The 24,968-nt window shown below is 59.1% G+C and carries 27 protein-coding genes; 12 read left to right on the forward strand and 15 right to left on the reverse strand.

Annotation, left to right across the window (positions count from 1 at the left end; translation table 11 throughout):
* Positions 1-40: 40 nt before the first annotated feature.
* On the reverse strand, positions 41-1,174 hold the full coding sequence (gene earP / locus YA0848_RS23040) for an elongation factor P maturation arginine rhamnosyltransferase EarP (RefSeq protein ID WP_034112582.1): 1,134 nt from the start codon (positions 1,172-1,174) through the stop codon (positions 41-43).
* Positions 1,175-1,306: 132 nt separating this feature from the next.
* Between earP and YA0848_RS23045 the strand changes: the two genes are divergently transcribed.
* Entirely contained in the window at positions 1,307-1,678 is a 372-nt protein-coding gene (locus YA0848_RS23045) for a hypothetical protein (protein ID WP_034096587.1), read from the forward strand.
* A 5-nt stretch (positions 1,679-1,683) separates the two neighbouring features.
* On the forward strand, positions 1,684-2,166 hold the full coding sequence (locus tag YA0848_RS23050; protein ID WP_034096791.1) for a GreA/GreB family elongation factor: 483 nt from the start codon (positions 1,684-1,686) through the stop codon (positions 2,164-2,166).
* A gap of 78 nt (positions 2,167-2,244) precedes the next feature.
* Here the strand turns inward: YA0848_RS23050 and cysB are convergent, their stop codons facing one another.
* From cysB to YA0848_RS23075, 5 genes are all read right to left on the reverse strand, one after another.
* Positions 2,245-3,219 carry an HTH-type transcriptional regulator CysB gene (gene cysB / locus YA0848_RS23055; RefSeq protein ID WP_003189876.1) on the reverse strand — a complete coding sequence of 325 codons (975 nt, stop codon included), beginning with the start codon at positions 3,217-3,219 and terminating at the stop codon, positions 2,245-2,247.
* A 103-nt stretch (positions 3,220-3,322) separates the two neighbouring features.
* On the reverse strand, positions 3,323-3,823 hold the full coding sequence (locus tag YA0848_RS23060) for a universal stress protein (protein ID WP_034096586.1): 501 nt from the start codon (positions 3,821-3,823) through the stop codon (positions 3,323-3,325).
* A gap of 71 nt (positions 3,824-3,894) precedes the next feature.
* Positions 3,895-4,806 carry a 5'-nucleotidase gene (locus YA0848_RS23065; protein ID WP_034096585.1) on the reverse strand — a complete coding sequence of 304 codons (912 nt, stop codon included), beginning with the start codon at positions 4,804-4,806 and terminating at the stop codon, positions 3,895-3,897.
* Positions 4,807-4,821: 15 nt separating this feature from the next.
* The gene (locus YA0848_RS23070) at positions 4,822-5,784 is read right to left on the reverse strand and encodes a putative 2-dehydropantoate 2-reductase (RefSeq protein WP_034096584.1); all 963 of its coding nucleotides are present in this window, start codon (positions 5,782-5,784) and stop codon (positions 4,822-4,824) included.
* On the reverse strand, positions 5,781-6,167 hold the full coding sequence (locus YA0848_RS23075) for a hypothetical protein (protein WP_034096583.1): 387 nt from the start codon (positions 6,165-6,167) through the stop codon (positions 5,781-5,783). Before YA0848_RS23075 ends, YA0848_RS23070 begins: the two co-directional genes overlap by 4 nt.
* Here YA0848_RS23075 and YA0848_RS23080 point away from each other — a divergent pair.
* Together YA0848_RS23080 and YA0848_RS23085 are read left to right on the forward strand one after the other, a co-directional pair.
* Positions 6,166-6,600, forward strand: coding sequence for a PilZ domain-containing protein (locus YA0848_RS23080; protein WP_169903277.1), 435 nt, complete (start codon positions 6,166-6,168; stop codon positions 6,598-6,600). The genes YA0848_RS23075 and YA0848_RS23080 overlap by 2 nt on opposite strands.
* 130 nt (positions 6,601-6,730) lie before the next feature.
* The gene (locus YA0848_RS23085; RefSeq protein ID WP_034096581.1) at positions 6,731-7,807 is read left to right on the forward strand and encodes a 3-deoxy-7-phosphoheptulonate synthase; all 1,077 of its coding nucleotides are present in this window, start codon (positions 6,731-6,733) and stop codon (positions 7,805-7,807) included.
* Positions 7,808-7,877: 70 nt separating this feature from the next.
* On the opposite strand, the gene YA0848_RS23090 is transcribed toward YA0848_RS23085, so the two are convergent.
* Positions 7,878-8,159, reverse strand: a complete 282-nt coding sequence (locus YA0848_RS23090) for a GNAT family N-acetyltransferase (protein ID WP_034096580.1) — start codon at positions 8,157-8,159, stop codon at positions 7,878-7,880.
* 612 nt (positions 8,160-8,771) lie between these two features.
* Here YA0848_RS23090 and oprI point away from each other — a divergent pair.
* Positions 8,772-9,023, forward strand: a complete 252-nt coding sequence (gene oprI, locus YA0848_RS23095) for an outer membrane lipoprotei OprI (RefSeq protein WP_003172710.1) — start codon at positions 8,772-8,774, stop codon at positions 9,021-9,023.
* Positions 9,024-9,156: 133 nt separating this feature from the next.
* Here the strand turns inward: oprI and YA0848_RS23100 are convergent, their stop codons facing one another.
* From YA0848_RS23100 to YA0848_RS23110, 3 genes are all read right to left on the reverse strand, one after another.
* Positions 9,157-10,125 carry a L,D-transpeptidase family protein gene (locus YA0848_RS23100; protein ID WP_034096579.1) on the reverse strand — a complete coding sequence of 323 codons (969 nt, stop codon included), beginning with the start codon at positions 10,123-10,125 and terminating at the stop codon, positions 9,157-9,159.
* An 83-nt stretch (positions 10,126-10,208) separates the two neighbouring features.
* Positions 10,209-10,502, reverse strand: coding sequence for a hypothetical protein (locus YA0848_RS23105; protein ID WP_003172705.1), 294 nt, complete (start codon positions 10,500-10,502; stop codon positions 10,209-10,211).
* Positions 10,503-10,559: 57 nt separating this feature from the next.
* Positions 10,560-11,165 carry an arylesterase gene (locus YA0848_RS23110; protein WP_034096578.1) on the reverse strand — a complete coding sequence of 202 codons (606 nt, stop codon included), beginning with the start codon at positions 11,163-11,165 and terminating at the stop codon, positions 10,560-10,562.
* Between the two features lie 10 nt (positions 11,166-11,175).
* Between YA0848_RS23110 and YA0848_RS23115 the strand changes: the two genes are divergently transcribed.
* Both YA0848_RS23115 and YA0848_RS23120 read left to right on the forward strand, forming a co-directional pair.
* The gene (locus YA0848_RS23115) at positions 11,176-11,859 is read left to right on the forward strand and encodes an ABC transporter ATP-binding protein (protein ID WP_034112578.1); all 684 of its coding nucleotides are present in this window, start codon (positions 11,176-11,178) and stop codon (positions 11,857-11,859) included.
* Positions 11,859-14,369: an ABC transporter permease gene (locus YA0848_RS23120; protein WP_034137500.1), complete on the forward strand. Its 2,511-nt coding sequence runs from the start codon at positions 11,859-11,861 to the stop codon at positions 14,367-14,369. The genes YA0848_RS23115 and YA0848_RS23120 overlap by 1 nt, the downstream gene beginning before the upstream one ends.
* A 34-nt stretch (positions 14,370-14,403) precedes the next feature.
* Here the strand turns inward: YA0848_RS23120 and greB are convergent, their stop codons facing one another.
* The gene (gene greB / locus YA0848_RS23125) at positions 14,404-14,877 is read right to left on the reverse strand and encodes a transcription elongation factor GreB (RefSeq protein ID WP_034096790.1); all 474 of its coding nucleotides are present in this window, start codon (positions 14,875-14,877) and stop codon (positions 14,404-14,406) included.
* Positions 14,878-14,994: 117 nt separating this feature from the next.
* A complete protein-coding gene (locus YA0848_RS23130) occupies positions 14,995-15,996 on the reverse strand; it encodes a hypothetical protein (protein ID WP_047882267.1) in 1,002 nt (333 codons plus the stop codon).
* 222 nt (positions 15,997-16,218) lie between these two features.
* Between YA0848_RS23130 and YA0848_RS23135 the strand changes: the two genes are divergently transcribed.
* Genes YA0848_RS23135 through YA0848_RS23145 form a run of 3 tightly spaced genes read left to right on the forward strand, consistent with a single transcriptional unit; the run spans position 16,219 to position 19,625 of the window.
* The gene (locus YA0848_RS23135) at positions 16,219-17,145 is read left to right on the forward strand and encodes an ATP-binding cassette domain-containing protein (protein ID WP_169903278.1); all 927 of its coding nucleotides are present in this window, start codon (positions 16,219-16,221) and stop codon (positions 17,143-17,145) included.
* Positions 17,142-17,867 (forward strand): ABC transporter permease, encoded by a 726-nt coding sequence (locus YA0848_RS23140; protein WP_169903279.1) that lies wholly within the window; start codon positions 17,142-17,144, stop codon positions 17,865-17,867. Before YA0848_RS23135 ends, YA0848_RS23140 begins: the two co-directional genes overlap by 4 nt.
* 15 nt (positions 17,868-17,882) lie before the next feature.
* A complete protein-coding gene (locus YA0848_RS23145) occupies positions 17,883-19,625 on the forward strand; it encodes a Gldg family protein (protein WP_169903280.1) in 1,743 nt (580 codons plus the stop codon).
* 4 nt (positions 19,626-19,629) lie between these two features.
* On the opposite strand, the gene YA0848_RS23150 is transcribed toward YA0848_RS23145, so the two are convergent.
* The 3 genes from YA0848_RS23150 to YA0848_RS23160 all read right to left on the reverse strand — a co-directional run bounded on the left by YA0848_RS23150 (position 19,630) and on the right by YA0848_RS23160 (position 22,155).
* Complete coding sequence (locus tag YA0848_RS23150) at positions 19,630-19,938, reverse strand: class I SAM-dependent methyltransferase (protein ID WP_169903281.1); 309 nt, start codon at positions 19,936-19,938, stop codon at positions 19,630-19,632.
* A 260-nt stretch (positions 19,939-20,198) separates the two neighbouring features.
* On the reverse strand, positions 20,199-20,633 hold the full coding sequence (locus YA0848_RS23155) for a DoxX family protein (protein ID WP_034096571.1): 435 nt from the start codon (positions 20,631-20,633) through the stop codon (positions 20,199-20,201).
* A 103-nt stretch (positions 20,634-20,736) separates the two neighbouring features.
* Positions 20,737-22,155, reverse strand: coding sequence for a transglycosylase SLT domain-containing protein (locus YA0848_RS23160; RefSeq protein ID WP_169903282.1), 1,419 nt, complete (start codon positions 22,153-22,155; stop codon positions 20,737-20,739).
* Between the two features lie 234 nt (positions 22,156-22,389).
* On the opposite strand from YA0848_RS23160, the gene YA0848_RS23165 reads away from it, so the two are divergent.
* Both YA0848_RS23165 and YA0848_RS23170 read left to right on the forward strand, forming a co-directional pair.
* Entirely contained in the window at positions 22,390-23,196 is an 807-nt protein-coding gene (locus YA0848_RS23165; RefSeq protein ID WP_169903283.1) for a TatD family hydrolase, read from the forward strand.
* 96 nt (positions 23,197-23,292) lie between these two features.
* Positions 23,293-24,774 (forward strand): methyl-accepting chemotaxis protein, encoded by a 1,482-nt coding sequence (locus YA0848_RS23170; RefSeq protein ID WP_169903284.1) that lies wholly within the window; start codon positions 23,293-23,295, stop codon positions 24,772-24,774.
* The last annotated feature ends 194 nt before the right edge of the window (positions 24,775-24,968 follow it).

Below are 24,968 nucleotides of genomic sequence, written 5' to 3' on the forward strand. Positions count from 1 at the left end.
CCGAAATTTGGATGGGATTTACAAAAATCAAGGTCGCGTATCATATCCAACTTTCATAAAACTGTACCAGCGCCGTCGCAAGATCGTCCTGCAATGCCTGTTCCAGACACCACGACTCGGCATGCCGGGCTACCTCGGGCCAGTGTTCCAGCAGCATTTTCCAAGCGCTGGCCATATCGCCCTCGGTGTTCCAGGCTTGCCAGAGAGCCACGAGCGCAGTTTTCGCCGCCGGAGAAAGCGCGGCGGTGTAGAGGTCTAGAAACGCGTCAAGTTTGTCCAGATGAATGTCTTCGTCCTGGCGATAGATATGCCACAACAGCGGTCGGCCAGCCCACTGGGCGCGCACGAACGAGTCTTCGCCGCGCACGGCATTGAAGTCGCAGCACCAGAGCAGACGGTCGTATTGCTCCTGGCGCACGAACGGCAGCACCTGCACGGTCAGGGCTTGGCGCCGATGAATATCCCCGGCTGCCAACCCATCCACGCCGAGCCAGCGCTGCACATCGCCGAGTATGCGCCCCTCGGGCACCAACAGATGAGTGGCGGTCCCGTCCGTCGACAACACGTCCAGCCATGGGGCCAGCCCAGGGTTTTCGTAAGCAAACAGTGAGATCAATCGCGTGCCAATGGTCGGAAATACGCCCATCGCATGCAGGAATTGTCGCTGCGCCTCGGCGTCTTGCTGAAAAGCCTGACGTTGCTCCAGCAATCCAGCCTCTCGCAATAACCCTCCAGTGCCTTCGCGGAACCCCGGAAAGAAGAAGTACTTCTGCACGCCCTTGAACTTCACCGACGGCAAACGATGGCAACCCACCACCCACTCTTCGGCGCTGAGGTAATCCAGGTTCATCCACAGCGGAGTCCGTTCGCACGCGGCCATGGCTTCCATATAGTCCGGCGGCAACTGACATGCGAACGCTGCGATCACCACATCTGCCGCCGAAGCCTGTGCCCACTCGGCCGGCCAGTGGCGCACGTCGACGCCCTCTTGCCATTGCTGGTCGAGCCGAATGTCAATGTCAGGGCACATACGTTCGAAGGCGCGCAAGTCATCGACCCACAAGCGCACGGCACAACCGTGCTCCACCACCAATTGCCGGGCCAGGCGCCAGGTCACGCCGATGTCGCCGTAGTTATCGACGACGCTGCAAAAAATATCCCAGCGGGCTTTCATTCCGGGCTCCATCGATCAAATGGGCGATTGTCCGCATAAATGCACGGATGCAGAAGTCTTGATCGTGATTATTCTGCACAGGGGCTGTGCGACAATCGCCGCCATGCCGTCAATGCCCGCCAGGAGGCCGCCATGTCTGACCGTCCGTTATCGCTGCCCAAACTTATGCTCGCCATCGCCCTGGGCCTATGGCTGGGGTTCGTCGCCATTGTGCTGACCACTTGGCTGGCCTCGCGCTACCTCTTCCCTCAAGCCTTGGCTCCAGTGGCCCAGGCCGTCCAGCATTGGGGCACGCCCGCCGCCGCTGTTGCGCCGGAACCGCCCAACCGAATGTTCGAGCAGTACCAGCAGAATTTGCAAAAACAGGAGCAGCAACAAGCCCTGGATCAGGCGCGCAACAATGCGCGCAACCTGTCCAACCCCAAATGTCAGTTCTGGCTGCAACAGGACCAGAACGCCCCGACCGAGAAGTCCCGCGCCAACGTCCTGCAATTCTGCGATTGATGAACATGAATAAATACGCTGTCCACACGCTCATCCTGGAAAAACTCGGCGTCGATCTCGACATCGCTCAACGTGCCGCGCAGACCGCCTACGAAACCGCGACCCACGAAGAAAACATCGCCGAGAACAAATACGACACCCTCGGGTTGGAAGCCTCTTACCTGGCGACCGGGCAAGCCAGACGCGTTGAGGAAATCAAGCAGGCCCTGACACTGTGCCAGAACCTGCCAGTGCGGCCCTACGATGAGCAGCGTGGTATAGAAGTCGGTGCGTTACTGGGCCTGGAAGACCAGAACGGTCGCCAGCAGTGGCTGTTCCTGGCGCCCGATGCGGCGGGATTGAAAGTGGATGTGGTGGGCCAGCCGGTAACCGTCATCACCCCGCGCTCGCCCCTGGGCAAAAGCCTGCTGGGCAAGTTCGAAGGCGATGAGGTGGAAGTGCTGGTGGCCGGCGCCCGGCAGTACTTCACGGTTACCGACGCCAAATAATCGGTAGGCGCGCTTGTTCGTATAGGACGCCATGTTAACCCTGGCGCCCTGCGTGATCCTGAGTACCAACGCCTAAGGTCAGTGAACCGGCAGTTCCACGCCGTCGAACAGTTCTTCCAGCTCCTGCTTGTTATGGCACTGGATGGCCTTGGCCATCACTTCGCGAGTCAGGTGTGGGGCGAACTTCTCGATGAAATCGCACATGAACCCGCGCAGGAACGTACCGCGACGGAAACCGATCTTGGTCACGCTGGACTCGAACAATTCGCTGGCATCCAGCACAACCAAGTCTTTATCGAGGTTGGTGTCCACCGCCATCTTGGCGACGATACCCACCCCCAGTCCCAGGCGCACGTAAGTCTTGATTACGTCGGCGTCGGCGGCGGTAAACACCACTTTCGGCGTGAGGCCACGATGACTGAAGGCTTCATCAAGCTTGGAACGGCCGGTGAACCCGAACACGTAGGTGACGATCGGGTATTCCGCCAGGGCTTCGAGGGTCAGTTTCGGCAGCTTGGCCAACGGGTGGCCCTGAGGCACCACCACGCAACGGTTCCAGCGATAGCACGGCATCATCACCAGATCGCCGAACAGCTCCAGCGCCTCGGTGGCGATGGCGAAATCGACGGTGCCGTCGGCGGCCATCTCGGCGATCTGCATCGGCGACCCTTGGTGCATGTGCAACGCCACGTCCGGGTACTGTTTGATGAAGTCGCGAATCACCGGTGGCAGTGCATAACGGGCCTGGGTGTGGGTGGTGGCGATCGACAAGGTGCCTTTTTTCTCGTTGGAAAATTCCTGGGCGATCTGTTTGATGCTTTCGACTTTACGCAGAATCTCGCCGGCGGTGGTGATGATGCGCTCACCGGCCGGTGTCACGCGGGTGAGGTGCTTGCCGCTGCGCGCGAACACTTCGACGCCCAACTCGTCTTCGAGCAGGCGGATCTGCTTGCTGATACCCGGTTGCGAGGTGTAAAGGCTTTGAGCGGTAGCGGAAACGTTGAGGTCGTGGTGCGCCACTTCCCAGATGTAGCGCAGTTGTTGAAGCTTCATATGTGTCCCTCAAAGCAGATAGACGCCACGGGTATCAGCAGCGATATATAACTATATTAAAGGTCAGAAGGATAAATCTAGAACTTTTTATCCCTTCTCCCATTCACACGTCATCACTGCGTCGACGTTGTAGCGACGGCACCAGGTAAACCGGCACCGTAGACAGCTGCACCACCCGCGTGGCAGTACGGCCCAATGGCGTGGCCTGCGCACTGGTAGAGCTATGACTTCCTACGATCAACAAGTCGACGGAAAGTTTACGCAGTTGGTCGAGAATCACCTCGCACGGGTCGCCCTGAATCACGCGCACCGAGCGGATCCACTTCAAGTCCTGCTCGCCCTCCCCCAACTCCTCACGAAAACTCTCCAGTACACGCTGCTCGATCGTTGCGATCATGGTACTCAGGCCCTGGCTTTGCCATTCAATCAAGGCCTTTTCATCAAGGTAGCTCTGCAACACCGATTCGGCGAACAGACCGATAGGTTCAACCACATGAATCACGTACAGGTCAGCCTTGAACGTCCGCGCCAGCGCCAAGGCATGTTGCATCACATACGGCGCATACAGGCCGAGGTCCGTGGCGTACAGCATCGAACGAATCATAAAAACCTCCTGGACAGCCAGGATGGCGGAGATCAAAACAGCTTAGCAGCGCCGTGCGGAGTTGGACTGGCTCAGACCGGGCTCTTCAGTTCATTGCTAATGCCATGGGGCACATGCCCGGTGGCGACCACCTCTCTGGCTTTCTCGCAATGACCGGCCTGATCATCAAAAAACACATCGGCGGCGAATGCCTCAAGAAACGCGGATTTCTCCAAGCCGCCAAGAAACAGCGACTCGTCCAGCCGAATGTCCCACTCTCGCAAAGTGCGGATCACCCGCTCATGGGACGGCGCCGAACGCGCGGTCACCAGTGCGGTACGGATTGGACAAGCCTCATCCGGAAACTCACGTTGCAGCAAGTTGAGCGCCGCCAGAAACCCTTTGAAAGGCCCACCATGCAACGGCTGGCGTGCCGATTCGCGCTCGCTGGCCTGGAATGCTTCAAGCCCTCCGGCCTGGTACACACGCTCGGATTCATCGGAGAACAGCACCGCGTCGCCGTCGAAGGCGATGCGCAATTCCTCGCTGCTGGCCCGACGCGCACCGCCGGACAAAATCGTCGCCGCCGCGAAACCGGCATCCAGGGCGCTGCGCACATCTTCGGCATGGGTGGACAAAAACAGATGGCAACCAAATGCCGCCAAATAAGGATAAGGACTACGTCCTCCAACGAACGCGGCGCGAGAAATATCCAGGCCGTAATGCTGGATGGAATTGAACACGCGTAGGCCGGTGTCGGCGCTGTTGCGCGACACCAGCACCACCTCGACACGGGCACGGCCCAGGCTAGCGTTGAGACTCAGCAGTTTCTTGACCAGCGGGAAGGCATCGCCGGGTTCCAGGATCTCTTCTTCATGTTCGATCTGGTATTTGCGATAAGTCTCCACGCCTTCGGCCAGGTAGATTTTGTGACTTTCGCTGAGGTCGAACAGCGCCCGCGACGAAATCGCCAGCACCAGTTTGTCACCCAATCCCTTTGCCATCTGTGCTCCTCCCGATCAGCGATTGTGCCGATCAATAAAACTCAAAGCCTGGTGCAGTGCCTGCATACGCGGCAGCTCGCACCCGGCGGCCTTGGCGGCGGATAACGGCCGTGCATAGATCGCCGCCAGTTCCAACGGGCGCTTGTGCATATAGTCGTGATACATGCTCGGCAGGTAGTCCTCCATGGTCTCGGTCATGGCGAACATCTGCTCGGCATAGCTGGCCGGGATTTCGTGGCCACACGCATGGGCGCCCTGTATCACTTCGGCCATCAGCGCCTGGATCAGCTCGCGGCTGGAGGCGTCGGCCATCAGGTTGGTGGTGCCAGCCTTCAATAAAACCGAGAGGCCGTTGAAAGGCACGTTCCACACCAATTTATGCCAGCGCGCCTGATGCACATTGGCCATGGCCTGTGACTCGATACCGGCCTTATGAAACAACGCGGCGCCGGCCTCGACAATCTCCTTCTGACGGTTTTCATCGTTGGCGGCCGAGCCGCTGTGATAGCCGAGATTAACCCGCCCCAGGGCCTGGTGCTCGACCACACCGGGGCCGGAACGGTGTACGCCGATGTAACACAAGCCGCCCAGCAGGTGCAGCGATGCCGGCAAGTGTTCACGCAGGCTGTCCTCAACGTCGAGGCCGTTTTGCAACAACACCACCTTGGCATCCGGCGCCGCAACCTGGGCCAGGGTCGGCGCCAGCTCCACATTACCGGTGGACTTGGTGCCTACCAACAACCAATCGCAGGGCGGCATATCGGCTGCCTGGGCGTAAGCCTGCACGGGGTGCAGATGCAAAGCGCCATGCACACCGCTGTTCACGCGCAACCCCTGCTCGCTGACCACCGCATATTCGCTGCGCAGCAGGAAGTGCACATCAAACCCGGCGCGCGCCAGCATCAAGCCATAAAAACCGCCAATGGCGCCGGTGCCGATGATGCCAATGCGAGGCGACTGGGGTGTAACTGTGGTCATGGCAACTCCTCCGGTGTGCGGGTAAGCGCTTCATTTACAGCCTCGCCAACGGCCGCAGGTGTAAGACGTGTCTGCAATTGCCCAAGGAATTGACCCTCGCACACCACGAACAACGCCGGCAAATGAAAGATCTGGTAACGCTCGACCGCACCGCCGTTATGCCCGGCATCCACCCAGCACACGCGGTCCACCGGCAAGCGCCAGCCCGGCATTTGCTGACGCGCCCAGCGGCAACTGGAACAGCCGGCGCTGACAAATACCACCAGCGAAATTCCTGGCAATCCCAGCAATTGCTGGTCAATATCCAGGTCGGTCAATTCCAGTTCCTTCACTATACTGCTGCCACCGCCGTCAACTGGACGGTGCTCGGAGTCCGTGTACATGGGTCGTTTTTTACCTCACCCTGATGATGTCGCTGTCGAGTTAATCCAACGCCCCTCTCCCGCCATTCCCCGTCAACGCCTCCTCACTGCCGGCTTGGGCGGCATTGCTTGTCATTGGCCGCGCGCCTGGCGACAAGGCACGGCGGTGGATCTGCACATCCCATCCTTGGGCGCCAGCGCCCGCTATCCGGGGTACGTGGCCTGGTGCCGCAAGGTTGAAAGTGGCTATCGTGTGGGCATCTCGTTCACCGATGAACATGCCCTGTTCGGCGCGCGCATGGGCGAGCAAGCATGCCGGATAGAACGCTACTGCCGCCAGCACGAAGATGTCGAGCCCTCCCCTCAGCAGTTCGAGGCCCTGGCCAGGGAGTGGGTTGCGCGGCACGCGTTAGAGTTCTCCCACGACGCGTTTGTGCAGCCCGTGCGGGATTAAACCCGCGCCGCCCATTGTCGCGGGCCCGTAATACGCGCTAAGGTTCCTCCCCCCTGCATCCAAATCATGCTGTGCACCGCCGCACGGGAACGGCTGGCGGCCGGCACCCGTGACCCTGACGAGTAACACGATGGCTGATTTACCGATCAATGACCTTAACGTCGAATCCAACGAGACTCTGATCACCCCCGATCAGCTCAAGCGCGAAATCCCTTTGAGCGAGACTGCCCTGCAGACCGTTACCAAAGGCCGCGAAGTCATTCGTAATATCCTCGACGGCACCGACCATCGCCTCTTCGTGGTGATCGGCCCTTGCTCGATCCACGACCTCAAGGCGGCTCACGAATACGCCGAGCGCCTCAAGGTATTGGCGGCAGAAGTCTCCGATACCCTGTATCTGGTCATGCGTGTCTACTTCGAGAAGCCGCGCACCACCGTCGGCTGGAAAGGTCTGATCAACGACCCGTACCTGGACGACTCGTTCAAGATTCAGGACGGTTTGCACATCGGTCGTCAATTGCTGCTGGATCTGGCCGAAATGGGCCTGCCCACCGCCACCGAAGCACTCGACCCGATCTCCCCGCAATACCTGCAGGATCTGATCAGTTGGTCGGCCATCGGCGCACGCACCACCGAATCCCAGACCCACCGCGAAATGGCGTCCGGCCTGTCGTCGGCCGTGGGCTTCAAGAATGGCACCGACGGCGGCCTGACCGTAGCGATCAACGCGCTGCAATCGGTCTCCAGCCCTCACCGCTTCCTGGGCATCAACCCGGAAGGCGGCGTTTCCATCGTCACCACCAAGGGCAATGCCTACGGCCATGTGGTGCTGCGGGGCGGCAACGGTAAGCCCAACTATGATTCGGTCAGTGTCGCGTTGTGCGAACAGGCGCTGAACAAGGCCAAGATCAAGCCGAACATCATGGTCGACTGCAGCCACGCCAACTCCAACAAGGACCCGGCCCTGCAGCCGCTGGTTATGGAAAACGTTGCCAACCAGATCCTGGAAGGCAACCAGTCGATCATCGGCCTGATGGTCGAGAGCCACTTGAACTGGGGCTGCCAGGCGATTCCCAAGGACCTTGCCGACTTGCAGTATGGCGTGTCGATCACCGATGCCTGCATCGATTGGGCGGCCACCGAGAACACCCTGCGCAGCATGCACGCCAAGCTCAAGGATGTATTGCCCAAGCGCCAACGCGGCTGAACCCGGCTCGGGTTTACGCACACAAAAACGCCGGGCTGAGCCCGGCGTTTTTTATGCTGATCTGAATGCCTTACAACTTGGCGGCATGGCGCTGGTGGCGCTCCATATAACGCTCTACGTAAGAGCAGGACGGGATCACCGTGTAGCCCGCCGCCTCGGCGAACTTCAAGGCCTCCTCGGTCAGCGCTGCCGCGATACCACGCCCTCTCAATGCGTTAGGCACGAAGGTGCGATAGATATCCAGGGTCTGTTTACCAAGGTCCATATAGGTCAAGTAGGCACGATGACCGTCCACAGTGGTCTCGAACTGATGACCCGTCTGGTCATGGTGGATGGACAACGCCTCGCTCATCACTACTCCTCGCGGGTCTTGGTTTCTGACCCCTACCTTACCGATGTTTTTCCGGCGAAGGAACATCTACGCCAACCCGTGCCGGTTTCGACAACGAGAATACCTCTAGCGCTCGCAACCAGCCCGTAGGGAATAGTAGGCACCAATCCTGCAATTGCTCAAGGCGCATGCACCATCCCCCGCCGCTGGTGGATACAGAAAGGGCTTCGACCCATCGATGATCGAAAGCCTGAACATTGCCGGCAGTTGAACCTTGAGACGAACAGGCGCTCTTAAAGTCACCACTACATGCTTAAAAAAGATGCCAGGCCATGCACCGTCAAGCGCAACGGAAGTGCTCGGATAGTTATATAAATTTTCATCTATGTACAAGGCCCAACACAGGCGGCATGGCCCTTTCAGCGAGGCTCGATGCGGGCCCAGTGAAAAAAAATTGGACAGTTTTTATACAAACCCACGCAAGGTTAGCCAAAACAGATTCGCCGCAAGAATTTTTTTTGCTTCTTGCGCTGCGTCAGTTTACTTACTACAAGTAATGGGTAGTATGTACGCCGGCTATAAGCTCAATCTGAGAAGTAGCCATTTAATAGAAAGTCCTTGAAGGGGAACACGATGAACAACGTTCTGAAATTCTCTGCTCTGGCTCTGGCCGCAGTTCTGGCTACCGGTTGCAGCAGCGTCTCCAAAGAAACCGAAGCTCGTCTGACTGCAACTGAAGACGCAGCAGCTCGCTCCCAGGCTCGTGCAGACGAAGCCTACCGTAAAGCTGATGAAGCTCTGGCTGCTGCTCAAAAAGCACAACAGACTGCTGACGAAGCTAACGAGCGCGCTCTGCGCATGCTTGAAAAAGCTAGCCGCAAGTAATAACCCCTCGGGGTTGTTATCAAGCCGATCCATTTTTGGATCGGCTTTTTATTGCCTGGGATTCACCCGTAACCCCGGCCAATAAAAAACCCGCCGCGGCACCAGGCCGGGGCGGGCTTGGCAGGTTGCGGGCTTACTGCTGCAGATCGATCGGCGTACTGGATACCATGGGCGCCGCGCCTGGCACACCGATTTCAGTGGGCAGACCGTCTTCCGCCGCCACCACGTCACGCACCTGATCCCAATTGACCCGCAGGTTATTGGCCAGGTCTTCGCGCTTGAGCAAGGCGTTGATCACCGCCGTATGTTTGTCCACTACCGATGGCGTGCCGTCATCGTTCAGGGGTGTATGCGCCTCCAGGTACACCTTGCCGCCACTGCTGCCGAACTTATAGGCATCGTTGATGATGCGCACCGAGGTGCCGACCGGCACCATATCGGCCATCTCCAACACGTTATTGTTGAACATGCGGAAGCAGCCATGGCTGGTACGCGTGCCGATGCCGAACTTCATGTTGGAACCGTGGATCAGATACCCCGGCGTTCCCAGCGTGAACTTGAACGGCCCCAAGGGGTTGTTCGGCCCAGCCGGCACCACGTTGGGCAGCGGGTCGCCATTGGCGGCGTGCTCGGCCTTGATCGAGGCCGGGGGTGTCCAGGTCGGGTTGGGCGTCTTGGCGATAATGCTGGTGTGGGCAATCGGTGAGCCCCAGCCTTCACGACCGATCCCCAACGGGAACGTGTAAACCACGTTCTGGCCTTTGGGGTAGTAGTAGAGCCGGTATTCCGCGAGGTTGATCACAATGCCTTCGCGCGGCCCGGGCGGCAGGATGAAGCGCGTCGGCAGCACGATCTCGGTGCCCGCGCCCGGCAACCAGGCATCAACGCCCGGGTTGGCCGCGACCATCTCCGAGTAGCCCAGGTCATACGCAGTGCCAAGATCGGCAAAGGTGTCTTCGTACTTGGCCTTGATCACTTGGACTTGGCCGACGATGTCTTCCCCCGGGGGTGGCAAGGGCAACTGCAGGGCCGCTGCCGAACCGGCCGCACACAGGGCAGCAAGCGACAGGCAGCAGGTAACGACGGAAAGGCGCGACAACATCCGAAAAATCCTTCGCAGAACGACGGGTAAGTTAAAAGCCAATTGCTAGCTTACAGCTTATAGCTTGACGCTTGCAGCTGCTTCTAGAGTTCAAAACGCAGCTCCGGCCAGATCGGCGGTGTGCCGCGCTTCTGAGACTCAAGGATAGCCCGACAGAGGGGGCACAAACGCTGGTCCTGGAAAATCGACCGATCCACCAGCGACCAACGCGGCTGCGCCGGCAATAACGTGCCGCACAGCGTGCGATCGATGGAGCCGCCCAGTTCCAATTGACGCGTCACCAGATGCACCCGCACTTCCTGGCAGGCGAACAAATCCAGCTGCTCGTCCGGCTCGATCAGTTGGTAGTTAAACAGGGACCAGGCAGGACGCGACATCGAGGGCTCCAAATCAGGGGGCGCCACCTTAGCCGAAAGCCTGCCGGTAGAAAAGCGTCATAACAGCGGTTTGAGCGATGGCCAGACATTTTCCAGCAACTTGTCCTGAGCACCGACCGCCGGGTGAAGACCGTCGGCCTGCATCAGCTCGGGATGCCCCCCCACGCCCTCCAGGAAAAACGGCACCAGCGGCACCTTTTTTTCCTGCGCCACATCGCCGAACACCTTATTAAAGGCTTCGACGTAGCGTTTTCCATAATTGGGTGGGATCTGCATGCCGAGCAGCAACACTTTTGCTCCACTGTCCCGAGACTGCTGAATCATCGAAGCAAGATTTTGTTGCAATTGCGCCGGCGGCTGACCGCGCAGCCCATCGTTGCCCCCCAGCTCAATGATCACCACCTCCGGCTTATGCGCTGCAAGCGCCGCCGGCAGCCGCGCAAGCCCTCCCGCACTGGTATCGCCACTGATGGAAGCGTTGACCACGGTATCGTCAAACCCTTCGTTCTTGAGCCGTTGCTCCAGCAGCGCCACCCACCCTTTGCGGGTATCCAGGCCGAAACCGGCACTGATACTATCGCCAACGATCAGGACTGTACCCGCCGCTGCGTTCTGGGCCATGCACATCAAGGCCAGGCCAGCACTCAAAAACCACATTCGCATCGGATTCTCCATGGGCGCAAGCATTCTCACCGCGCGGAACCTTAGCAAAGTGGTTCCCAGCGCGGAAGGTGAACTGACTATCCTGCACGAACTGAGCCTGGAACTGAACAAGGGCGACAGCCTGGCTATCGTCGGCAGTTCCGGTTCCGGCAAATCCACACTCTTGGGCCTGCTGGCCGGCCTCGACCTGCCCAGCGGCGGCGAAGTCACCCTCGCCGGGCAAGCCCTGAGCCGCCTGGACGAAGACCAACGGGCGCGCATCCGCGCCGAGCATGTGGGCTTCGTCTTCCAATCCTTTCAATTGCTCGACAGCCTCAATGCGCTGGAAAACGTCATGCTGCCGCTGGAACTGGACGGCCGCAAAGACGCCCGCGAACGCGCCAGGCACTTGCTTGAGCGCGTGGGCTTGGGGCAACGCCTGACCCACTCGCCCCGTCAGTTGTCCGGTGGCGAACAGCAACGGGTGGCGATTGCTCGGGCGTTCGCCGCCGAGCCCGACGTGCTGTTCGCCGATGAACCTACCGGCAACCTCGATAGCCACACCGGCGAGCGCATCAGCGATCTGCTGTTCGAACTCAATAAAGAGAGCGGCACGACCCTGGTGCTGGTCACCCACGACGAGCGCCTGGCCCACCGTTGCCGACGCCTGATCCGCCTTGAAGCCGGCCTGATGGTCGCGCCCCTGGAGCCTTGATGGCACGTTTGCCGCTGTTGCGTCTGTTCAGCCTTGCCCTGCGTCAATTACTGCGCGATGCCCGTGCCGGCGAATTGCGCGTGCTGTTCTTCGCCCTGCTGGTCGCCGTGGCCGCCAGCACCGCCATCGGCTACTTCGGCGCCCGCCTCAACGGCGCCATGCTACTGCGCGCCACCGAGTTCCTCGGTGCCGATCTGGTGCTGGAAGGCAGCTCGCCCGCCCGCCCTGAGCAAATCAAGTCCGGTACCGAGCTGGGCCTGGATCATGCCCGGGTGGTGGAATTTTCCAGCGTGATTGCCACCGACAATGGTATCCAGCTCTCCAGCATCAAGGCGGTCAACGAGCAGTACCCGCTGCGTGGCGCGCTCAAGAGTGCCGCCGCGCCCTTTGCCGAGGAAACCCCAGGCGGCGGCCCGAAACCCGGCGAAGCCTGGGTAGAAGCGCGGCTGCTGACGGCCCTCGACCTAAAAGTCGGCGACAGCATCGACGTGGGCATGAAAACCCTGCGCCTGGCGCGGGTGCTCACCTATGAACCGGACCGCGCCGGCAATTTCTACAGCCTCACCCCCAGGGTGATGATCAACCTCGCCGACCTGCAAGCCACCGGCGTGGTACAGCCCGGCAGCCGCGTCAGCTACCGCGAACTGTGGCGCGCGCCCCAGGGCGGTACGGCGCTGCAAACCTATCGTGACCTGATCAAGCCCGGCCTCGCCGCCAACCAGCGCTTGCAGGATTCCCGCGATGGCAACCAGCAGATCGGCGGCGCCCTGGGCAAGGCCGAACGCTACCTGAACATGGCCAGCCTGGTGGCCGTTCTATTGGCGGGGGTGGCGGTGGCCTTGTCGGCCAACCGCTTTGCCACGCGACGCTTTGACGCCAGCGCGCTGTTGCGTTGCCTGGGATTGTCGCGCCGCGAAGCCATGTTGTTGTTCAGTCTGCAATTGAGCGTACTGGGCCTGCTGGCCAGTCTCGCTGGCGCTCTCCTCGGCTGGCTGGCGCAGTTCGGTCTGTTTTATTTTCTGCGGGATCTGCTGCCGGCGGATGTGCCACCTGGCGGGCTGTTGCCGGCCGTGGCAGGAATCGGCACCGGGCTGGTCGCGCTCGCGGGCTTCGCCTTGCCGCCGTTGGCCGCGCTAGGGCGCGTCCCGCCGCTGCGGGTATTGCGCCGCGATCTGCTGCCCATCCCGTCCAGTACCTGGATGGTCTACGGTGCTGCGCTGTTCGCCTTGGGCCTGATCATGTGGCGTCTGAGCCTCGACCTGGTGCTCACCTTCGCCTTGCTGGGAGGTGGCGTGGTGGCCGCATTGGTGCTCGGCGGCTTGCTCTTGCTGCTGTTGCAAAGTCTGCATCGGCTGTTGGCCGGTGCGACTCTGCCCTGGCGCCTGGGCCTGGGCCAATTGCTGCGCCACCCGCTGGCCGCAGCCGGTCAGGCCCTGGCATTCGGTCTGATCCTGCTGTCCATGGGCTTGATCGCCCTGCTGCGCGGCGAGTTGCTCGACACCTGGCAAAACCAGTTGCCCAAAGATGCACCCAATTATTTTGCCTTGAACATCCTGCCGGCCGACAAAGATGCTTTCGGCGCACGCCTGCTGGAAGTCCAGGCGCAATCGGCACCGCTGTACCCGGTGGTGCCGGGGCGGCTGATCAGCATCAACGGCGAACCGGTGCAGGAGATCGTCAGCAAGGACTCCAGTGGCGACCGCGCCGTGCAACGCGACCTCAGCCTGACATGGGCCGCCGACGTGCCGCCGGGCAATGCCCTGACGGCGGGCGCTTGGTGGTCCCAGCAACCCTCCGATGGTATTCCCGGCGTCTCGGTCGAGGCCAAGGTGGCCGAAAGCCTCAAGCTCAAACTCAACGACCACTTGGTCTTTACGATAGGTGGGGAAAATCGCGAAGCGCGGGTCACCAGTCTGCGCACCATCAACTGGGATAACTTCCAGCCCAACTTCTTCATGATCTTCCAGCCTGGCACATTGAAGAATCTGCCGACCACGTACCTGACCAGCTTCTACCTGCCCCCCGGTCATGATCAGCAGATCGTCGACCTGGCCCGCGCCTTCCCGGCCGTGACCATCCTGCAGGTGGAGGCGCTGCTGGAGCAATTGCGCAGCATCCTTGCGCAAGTGACGCTGGCCGTGGAGTACGTGCTGTTGTTTGTATTGGCCGCCGGGATGGCCGTGCTGTTCTCCGGCCTGCAAGCGACGCTGGATGAGCGCATCCGCCAGGGTGCGCTGCTGCGCGCGTTGGGAGCCGAACGCAAGTTACTGGTCAAAGCCAGGCGCATCGAATTCGGGTTACTGGGCGCCGCGAGCGGACTGTTGGCGGCACTGGGCACTGAACTGGTGACCTGGGCGCTATACCGCTATGCATTCGACCTGGTCTGGCAGCCTCATCCGTGGCTGTTGCTGCTGCCCGTCATCGGTGCCGTGTTGATTGGCGGCGCAGGCGTCTTCGGCACCCGCCGCGCACTCAATGCCAGCCCGCTGACGGTGCTGCGCGAAGGCTGAGACAACTCAGGCCCGCTCGGCGGGCCTGTTATTTTCACTTCTCATACTCGATCGCGGTGATCCACCAGCACACCTCGCCCGTTGGCGTCTGCACGATGGCCTCATCGTCGACTTGCTTGCGCAACAGAGCACGGGCCATCGGCGAATCGATGGAGATGTAATCCATCCGCTCATAAATTTCGTCATAGCCGACAATGCGAAAACGCTTGGTTTCGCCCTGCTCGTTTTCAATCTCAACCCAAGCACCGAAGAACACCTTGCCTTCCTGCTCCGGTGCGTATTCCACCACGCGCATGTCTTCAAGACGCTTGCGCAGGTAGCGCACACGGCGATCGATCTCACGCAGCAGTTTTTTGTTGTACTGATAATCGGCGTTTTCGCTGCGGTCCCCCAGCGACGCCGCCCATGTCACTTTGCGCGTGGTATCCGGGCGCTTCTCGCGCCACAGGTAATCCAGCTCTTTTTTCAGCGCCTCATGACCTTCTTTGGTGATCAGCTTGGTACTCAAACGCTCGCATCCCCAGGCAATATCCATAAACACCGATGCACCAGGGGATGGCCCTGGCGTCGGCGGGCTGCGCTTGATGATAAATGAACCGAAGAAAGTAGCCAGGGCCGTTCACTCCTAGCTATCCAACGCCTGATCCAATTCATGCAACATGCCCCGCAGCGTATGACGCAGGCCCGACAATTGCGACTTCAACGCGGCCAGCGTCTCGGTCTTGCGTTGGATGTCCTGCGACTGATCACGCAGTTGAAATGTGCGCTGCTCCAGATCCTTGACCTGCTCGCCGATCTGGTTCTGCTCCTGCAACAATCGATTCTGCCACTGCTCCAACGCGGTCTCTCGCTCAGCCGCGGCGAGCTTCTGTTGAGTCAACTCATGGGCGACCCGGGCCAGACTGGACAATGTGCTGTCCACTTCAAACAGTGCGCTTTGCTCCATCGGCGCAGGCAGTTTCGAAGGCGGCGGCGACGACGGCTCAGGTTCTTGCGCGTTGGCGATGGGCGCCTCAGCCTGAACGACTGTTTCGGGAGGCTCGACAGGCAGCGGTCGAGGTTCTTCAACAGAATGTTCAAGCACCGATTGAGCATCCGCTTCGGATGAGCTTGCCGCTTTGGGCGGGGAGATCATTTGGGAGGAAAAGCGAATGGAAGGCACGATCAATGAGGTGCTTTCGATCGCCGGCAGTGTGGAGGCATTCATGCCTAAAGTGATCACCTTCATCACCAGCGCCTTCTTGATGGTCACCGAATGATGGTCTTCAGGCCGCGCGGGCGGCAATTTACACCCCCTCAGATCGACAAAATGATAAGGCACCTGGGTTTCGGTGACCCCGGCCGCTTTCGTACCTGACGCCGCAGCCAACATAAGAATCTGCTTGAACACATGCATGGCTATTTGCAAGTCTTCCTTGGATTCAACACCGCTGAGGAAATACCGTTCGAGTTTCTTGCGCAGCGCCGCGATATAAACCCTGGAGCTCCCAGGTTCAACTTCCTCATCCAGACTATACACAAGGAAGTTAGAGGCGATCTGCCCTACCGCGAACCCACAGAGCAGCGCGCCGTTGACCGGAGCATCCTGACCGTTGCGCTCAAGAACAAGGGTACGTAGAAGCATCATAGTAATCGGACCTCATTTAAAAAAGTCGGATGTTTATATAAACATCAAATAAACACCTACCAACACAAGCATCTAAAACACAAAACAATTGTTTCAGTGACTCACCTGGCACGCACGTAGGACTTTTCTTATTAACGCGGACCGTCGTTCCCAAGGACGAGTATTAACCGTACCCTTTTTGAATCCTAGCCCTACGTCACGCCAAACTTATTCGGTAAAAAAATGATCGAAATAAGCAATCTGACAAAAACCCTGAACAAGAAAAATATCATCAGCGATTTTTCATTCAGCGCCCGTCAGCAAGAGTGCCTAGGATTATTTGGCGAGGGGCCTGATGTTAAGACCATGCTTTTGAACCTGCTATCCGGTTCGACGCAACCCACCGGCGGGCACATACACATCGACGGCATCAACGCGCAAACCTATCCACATAAAGCCAAGCAAGTTATCGGCTACCAACGTTTTAAGGACCTCAGTCACCCGACGATGTCCGTTAAAGCATTTCTCAACTATATCGCCGCCATACGTGGTTACCACGGAGCCGAAAAACGCGCTCGGGTGGAACAAGCGGTGACACGACTGGATTTGTACCCAGCCCTCAATGCACCCCTCGACGCGCTCTGCGCATGCACCAAACGTAGGGTGTCCGTCGCCCAGGCCATCCTGCATTCGCCCGCAGTGCTGCTATTGGACGAGCCGACTGCGGGACTTGCGGCGGATCAGGCACTATCACTCAAGGCGTTTATCCGTTCGCTCGTGCAGGAGATGACGGTCATCATCTCCTCTCGCAACAGTGAAGAGTTGGCCGAACTCTGCACGCGAGCATTGCTCATCGCTGATAGTCGCCTGGTAGCCGACACGCCCCTGCCCGATTTGCAACGCAGTTCCCGCCACTTCCAGGCCGTCACCCTCTCGGCCGACACCTCTTTGGACTTACTGGCCTTGGCGGTATTACCCGGCGTCGCCGGCATTGAGGAACATCGCCACGCGCCAGGCACGGTCACCGTTCTGGCCATGCCTGGGCATGCCATCTATCCCCATATACACACGCTCATTGCCAACCGCCGTTGGAAAATCAACACATTGAACCTGGAGCCCGGTCGCGTGAACGATGTGGTTCAGCAACTGAGCCAGGAGAGGTCCCATTGAAGCTGCTGCCGGTTATTTTCAAGCGCCAACTCGCCAACTATGCCTCTTCGCCCGCGACCTATCTCAGCATTGCGCTGTTTCTAGCCCTGTCCACCATGGCGGGGTTGTATCTTCACCGCTGGGTGGAACAGGGCAGTGGTGACCTGCTGGTGTTTTTCCAGTGGCACCCCTGGCTCTATCTATTGCTGATACCGGCGTTGACCATACGACTCTGGTCAGATGAGGCCGATCCCGGTTTTGCCGACCTTATGAGCGCATTACCCATCACGGCCGCCGAACGGGTTATCGGCAAGTTCATCGCCGCCTGGGTCGTAGCAGGCACGGCATTGATCCTCAGCTTCCCTCTGGTCGTCGCCGCCAATTACCTGGGTAGCGCCGATAATGGCCTCATCGCCTCGCAATTCGCGGCGAGCTGGTTATTGGCGGGAAGCTACCTGTCCGTCGGTTGCTTTGTGTGTACGTTGGCACGTCAACGTGTGGTTATTTTTATATTGACGATAGGTTTATTACTGGCAGCCACTGCCCTTTCTTCATGGGTAGACGCTCTGGAGCGCCAAGCCCCTATTTGGATTATCGACAGTTTAAGCGCCCTTAATCCACAGTCGAGATTCAGCACAATCGACAATGGAAAGTTTACGCTTCATGACAGTCTTTATTTCGCCAGCATGATCGTTGCCTTTCTCACTGCGACGATTGTCACACTCAACTACAAACTCCGCTGAGAAGGAAAGCCCTGCATGCGTTCCACTCTGCGCACCGGCATGACACTCGTCGTCATTTTTTTGTTATTTCTTGCATTAAACCTGGTTTGGACAGCCAAACTTCCCGAGCTTCGCTGGGACTTTACACAACACAAAATCCATACCCTATCGCCACCAACGCAGGATTTACTTGTGTCATTGGAGGTGCCGTTGGACTTGTATTATTTCAATGCACACAACAACCCCAAACGAACGTATGCGTTGAATCGTTACGGCAAGCGTATCGAAGACTTGCTCCGCGAATATGAAAAAGCCGCAAGAGGCATGATCAACCTGCACCTGATTGAGCCTGCGCCTTTTTCAGAAGACGCCTACAAAGCCGCATTATATGGTCTCGACGACCAAACTGGGTTTCTGGGGTTGATCGGCAACCGCGCGGGTCATGGCGCACAACGAATCGGAGCATTCAGCCTGGACCGTGAGCCATTGCTCGAATATGAAATCAACCACCTGATCTACCAGCTGCAGCATCCAGAGCCCCGGACAATCGGGCTGCTCAGCGGATTGGACATGGGCGAATCCGCAGGGCGTCTAATGGGGGAACTGCAGCGCCACTTCGACCTGATCAATCTGGAGCCGACCCTTGAACAGGTGCCTGCAAGCATCAAGACACTGATGGTGGTTCAACCCCGCGCGCTGTCTTACCGCACGCTGTATGCGATAGACCAATTTACGTTGAGGGGCGGCAGATTATTGATGTTTATCGACCCCATCAGCGAGTACGGCGCTGGTGCCCTGCCCACCAACTCTCGCCTGGACGAGATGCTCACGGCATGGGGCATTCAAGTATTCCCCGACAAACTGCTGATCGATCATCTCTATGCTTCCTCGGTGGTCACCGGCCCCGGGAAACCAGCCGTGCGCCATCCGGCTAGATTGAACCTGCCGCATGAGGCAATGAACCCCAGTGATATCAGTAGCTGGAAACTCAATACGGTGACGGTATCGAGCAGCGGTGCCCTTTCGCCGCGTATGAAAAGTCGCACCACCTTCACCCCTCTCCTGCAAAGCTCCTGGCAGTCTGCATTGCTGGAAACCGAGCGATTCGCCTCGGCGCTCAAATTCGATGCACTGACCGACGAAATGTCTCATCACGCCCAACGTCATACCCTTGCAGCACGTATCGAAGGTCCGGCCTATTCGGCATTTCCCAATGGCATCAAGGGACAACCACCCGGTTTGCAAAAAGCCGAGCGCATCCATGTGGTGGTGGTGGCGGACACCGATTTACTGATGGATGAGGTCAGCACGGCGCCTGGCGGCAACATGATGTTTATTTTGAATACGCTGGATAACTTGTCCATGCTTGAACCCCTCGCCAGCCTCCGCCCTCGGGTGGTGACGAACCCCGCGCCAAGTGCGTTGCACACGATGCGCGATAGGGCCGCACAGTCTTACCGCGAGAAAGCGACCGAATTGGAACGACGCCTTCAGCGAACCGAGCAGGAGTGGCAACTGCTGACCCCTCCCACAACCAACCTCGGCACCCAAGCGGTGGACCCTAACACCCAGCTGCAAGCCCTCAACAAGGAGCGGCTGCGTCTACCCATGGAATTGCACGCGCTGAAAACCCAGGCATACGAGTCAGTGCATCGCCTGGAACTCATGATCAAGCTGGGGTTGATCGTTACGGTGCCCGTGACGCTATGTCTGATAGCGTGGGGTCTGTGGTTACGCCAACAGCGTCATCGCACTCAGCCACGCTCGCTGCTCTACTGAATACTTACCGCCGCGCAATCAACCCCTGCCGGGCGATCCGAGTCAATTGACGGATGACTTCTTCAGCGTTATCGGCACTGGGGGCCTGAATGACCGCGAGATCGAAGCTGTCACTGGCAAACCTAGCGAGGGAGTCGCCGTCTTCAACGAACTGAATCAGGAAAGCGGAGGGCCGCCCAGTACGACGCGGCCAGCCGTCCAGATAACGCAATAATGTCGGCTGGTGCATGCCACCTAGAAGGATTTTCGGATTGCGTTGCGTGAGGTCCGCAGTGATCGGAGCCAGGCGTATCAGAGGGCGTAGTGCATTCATCGTGTCGTGTCTCTGCCTCAAAAGTCTGCGGGCAGGTGAGAGGCAACACCGAACCAGCGCTTTAGCGGTATTTCGAAGGTATCTCGCAAGGGAGAACACGCTTCTGTCGGGCTGCATTGAGTCCCAGTGGCGCCCCGCAATTAGCTGTTTAAATCGGCGCATGAACGGCATCCTAGAGAAGCCGGTGGGGCGATGTCAAGAATCGCCGGCAACGAAAAGGCCCACGCATGCGTGGGCCTTTTCAGAGCGTTGCCAGTCAGTCAGTTGGCGATGGCGCGGTCGGCAGAGAGCTTGCCAGCACCTTCCAGCAACACCGCCAGTGTGCCGCCCAGCAAGGCCAAGGCAAATTCATAACCGTTGTTGGCCATGAACAGACCGTTATGGATATGCACCGAGAAGATCGCTACCAGCGTTAGGATGGTCAAGCCCAGCGCCGCCGGACGCACCAGCAAACCAATGATCAGCGCCAGGCCTGCGAAGAACTCAGTACCGCCCGACAGCAGTGCCATCAGCGTACCCGGCGCCAGGCCAATGCTTTCCATCCACTGGGCAGTGCCCGCCAGACCGTAGCCACCAAACCAGCCAAAGAGTTTTTGCGAACCGTGGGCGGCGAAGATGATGCCAACGACGATACGTAGAATCGTCAGGCCATAACCGGCGCGGGTGGACAGAAGGCTTTTGATAAGTGGGCTCATGGCGTACATCCTTTTCGAAGTAGAGGTTGGTTGGCCGCTATATTAATCAGTTTAGAGGATGATAAAAGCGCAAAAAATGCCTGATTAATATCTACAAAATCGATTACTTTCGTGACGCGATTTTGGTGGCCACTGGCTCCAGAGACTCTCGTTCGCGGTCGAATGCCAAATAGTACTTATTGACACTATTCACATAGCCGACTGCGCTCATCCCGACTTGCTCCATGGCGATGCGCTCCACCTGAAAAAACCACTGATTGGGGTTGAGCCCGCGGCGCTTGGCCTCGGTGCGCATGCCCTGAACGCGCTCGGGCCCCATGTTGTAGGCTGCCAGCACAAACGCCATGCGCTCGCGCTCGTTGAGCTTGGGGCTGGCGAAGAATTTGCGACGAATCATCGTCAGATACCGCGCACTGGCCTGCACGTTGCTGTCGAGCGTTTCGATATTGTTGACGCCCACACGCTGTGCCGCCGATGGCGTGATCTGCATCAGCCCGGTGGGGCCGCCGCTGTTTCGAGCGCTCGGGTCAAGGGCCGACTCTTTGAACGCCAACGCCGCCAAATTCAGCCAGTCCATGCCTTGCTCCTCAGCGTGCTTTTGCAGGACCGGGCGCAGTTTCTCCAGACGCTGGCGATCGATGCGGGCCAGCGGATTGCGCACCTGGTAGAGACGACGGTAGATGCGCTGGAACGCCACATCCTGGTCCGCAGGGGTGCGATAGGTCTTGAGGAATCGGTCGATACTGGCGCGCAGTATCGATGCATCCTGGCGCACAAACCAGAACTCGTCGCCGGGCGACGTGATCGCGACCTGCTTATCGAAGCGCAACTTGGGCAGGATCTTCGACCAGCGCTCGGCTATGGGTTTTTCAACGATGGTCAGATGGAAAATCCCTGCCTGGACCATCTCCAACACATCCTCCACGGCCAGCGTTGGATCCACCCACTCCACCTTGATCGGTGGCTGTTTGTGCAGGGCCAGTTTTTGATTGACCTGGCTGACAGCATCCGCCGCCGCACTGCCAGTGGTCAGCGCCAGGGTGCGACCGGACAACTGCTCCAGCCTGGTAAACCGCCGTTCACCCTTGACCCCCACCAACCATAGCGGCACGTCGCTGATAATCGGGTCGCTGGTGACGATCTTGTGGGCCGTGTTTATATCCAGCAGTTCACCGGGGGCCACCAGATCGCCTTCACCACGGGCCAGCGCGGCGAGCAACTGATCCTTGGCTTTGGGAATGATCTTGAGATTGATCTCCTGACCATCGCGGGCATGGCCATTGAGGTATTGCTCGAACGCACGCAGGCGATGGTATTCGACACCAATGGCCTGCCCCTGCACTTCGCCGGAACTGTTACGGCTCTGGTTGACCAGTACGCGCAAGGTGCGACTTGAGCGAATCTCCGCCAGATCGCGGACTTTGCTGGGTTTGGTCACTTCCAGTGGCCCGTCCAGACGCGCGACCGCCGCCATCGGCAGCAGCGTGAGGCATAACATTAATAACGCCGAGGGTCGGATCATCCGCTCTCCGGAAAGAATACTGGTCAACACCCTCGGAAAAACGAGGAGCTGGGATTCAGAAACAGAGCGCTTTCAGCGCAGGCTTCGCGCGCAACTCAAGCATGGACAAGGCATTTAGCCATCAGCCATGTCGGTCGCAACGTTCAAAGACAGCTATAAACCGTTGCAGTTCTTGGTTTTTCTTATAAATCTACAGCTCTGATATGCTTTCCGGCCGCAGGCGGAGATAGCACCATGCAGCTCATTGATATCGGCGTCAACCTGACCAATGCCAGTTTCGACGATAAACACCAGGCCGTTCTCGACCGCGCCTATGCCGCCGGCGTGCAGCAATTAGTGCTCACCGGCACCAGTGTCGAAGGTAGCGAACAGGCCCTGGACCTGTGCGTAAAACTCGATCAAAACGGCCAACGCCTCTTCAGCACGGCGGGCATTCACCCCCACTCCGCCAGTGACTGGAACGGTGACAGCGCTCAGCGTCTGCGTGCTTTGCTCAGTGAGCCCCGGGTGCGTGCCGTCGGCGAATGCGGGTTGGATTTCAATCGGGATTTCTCCCCGCGCCCGCAACAGGAAAAAGTGCTGGAAGCTCACCTGGCCCTGGCCGCAGAGCTGAAACTGCCAGTGTTCCTACATGAACGTGATGCTAACCAGCGCCTGTTGGAAATCCTCAAGGACTACCTCGACCACCTCACCGCCGCCGTGGTGCATTGCTTCACTGGCGAACAGCAGGCACTGTTCAGCTATCTCGACCTCGATTTGCACATTGGCGTTACCGGTTGGATCTGCGACGAACGCCGTGGGACCCATTTGCACCCGCTCGTCGGAGAAATCCCCCGAGGACGTCTGATGCTGGAGAGCGACGCGCCTTATCTGTTACCACGCACGCTGCGCCCCAAACCGAAAAATGGCCGCAACGAACCAGCCTATCTCGTGGAAGTGCTGCGTGAAGTCGCCCTGCACCGCCAGGAAAGCGTAGAGGACCTGGCCTTACACAGCACCGCCTGCGCCCGTCGGTTTTTTGGGTTGCCCAATCTGGATTGATGCGGCGCATTGACCCATGTCAAAAGGGTTTTTTATGATAAAGGCACAATACTGGCACCTTGCCAATGCTGCTTTCGCTATCAGAGAAAACCTTCCATGGGTGCCTGGCTTAGCAATATCTCGCTGAAATACAAATTCTGGGCCGTCAACGCGGTCGCCTTTGTCACCACCCTGCTGCTGGTGCTGTACGCCGTGCACCTCGAACAGCAGGCCCGCACCGCGCAATCCTACGCGTCGGCGCAGGCCCAGGCGCAATTGCTCAGCGCCTGGCCGGCCGATAAGGCGTTGCCCAAGGGCGAGATGTGGCTGACGTTCCCGCGCGGCCAAGTCCCACAACTGGCCGACCAGGATCTATCAGCCCTGAACAGCGCCAGCGGCTGGGTCGAACTCAATCCTATGCCGTTGTTCGGTGAGAATGTTCTGGCGGGGGCGCAAGTTGTCGCCCGCGCGGACGGCCAACAAATCGCCGCACTCGCCTACGCCCCCAGCTTCAGCCAGGTGTTCAGCGAGCGCTTTACCCAGTACGCCGCAGCGGTGTTGATCCTGATGCTGGCGATGCTGTGCGCCTCGCAGTTGTTGATCCGCTTCCTGCTAAGCCAGCTCAACACCCTCAAGGACGTGATGCTGCATGTGGAGAAAACCGGCGACCTGTCGGCCCGTGTGCCATTGGCGTGCAAAGATGAAGTCGGCCAGATGGCCAGCGCGTTCAACGCCATGCAGGCCGGCTACCAGCGGGTGGTCAACACTGTCGCGAGCACCGCCCGGTTGCTCGACGAAGGTGCCGCGCGCCTGGCCAGCAGCATGAACGATGTGCAGCACGGCATGCTCGGCCAGCAAAGCGAAACCGACCAGGCCGCCACCGCGATCAATGAAATGACCGCTACCGTGCACCACATTGCCCAGCACGCCGGCGCTACCCGCGACCTGTCCAAAACCGCCGATACCCTGGCCGGCAGCGGCCGCGAAGTGGTCACCCGCGTGCAACGCTCGATCGCCGGGCTGTCTACCGGTGTGCAGCAAACCGCGGAAATGATCCAGAAACTCGCCGAAGACAGCCAGAAAATCAACGGCGTGGTCAGCGTGATCCACAGCATCGCCGAACAGACCAACCTGCTGGCCCTCAACGCTGCCATTGAGGCCGCCCGCGCCGGTGAAATGGGCCGCGGTTTCGCCGTGGTCGCCGACGAAGTGCGCAACCTGGCCAAACGCGTGCAAAGCTCCACCGACGAAATCACCCGCATGGTTTCGGCCTTGCAGGCCGGCACCCGCGATGCGGTGGACTTTATGCAGGAAAGCTCCTTCAAGGCCGACGACTGTGTGCAGCAGGCCCAGGACGCCGCCGGCGCCCTTGCCGAAATCACCGACGCCGTGGCGCAGATGCGCGAGAGCAACACTCAGATCGCCGTCGCGGCCGAGCAGCAGAGCCACGTTGCTGAAGAGATGAACCGCGCGGTGGTCAGCATCCGTGACGTAACCGAAAACACCGTGCAACAGACAGTGGGCTCTGCCACCACCAGCAATGACCTGGCCACCTTGGCTGGGGAGTTGAGCAAGGCGATTGGGCAACTGAAGCTGTAGGACTGTTCAAGCTGTAATCCTATCCCTACAGCAACCCCACGGTTTGCCCGCGCTTTTGGCGAAACGTCCTCACCCTGCCGGCGAATAACGCCGACTTCTTTGCTCTGATAATCCCTCCAAAGTCTCTCGCCTGATCATTCAGTGCGAGGGATCGCTGATGCACTCCGCTTTTATGGCCCTGCTCGACAGGGCTG

This window comes from Pseudomonas sp. S4_EA_1b, from assembly GCF_016307435.1.
GTDB classification, from domain to species: Bacteria; Pseudomonadota; Gammaproteobacteria; order Pseudomonadales; family Pseudomonadaceae; genus Aquipseudomonas; species Aquipseudomonas rhodesiae.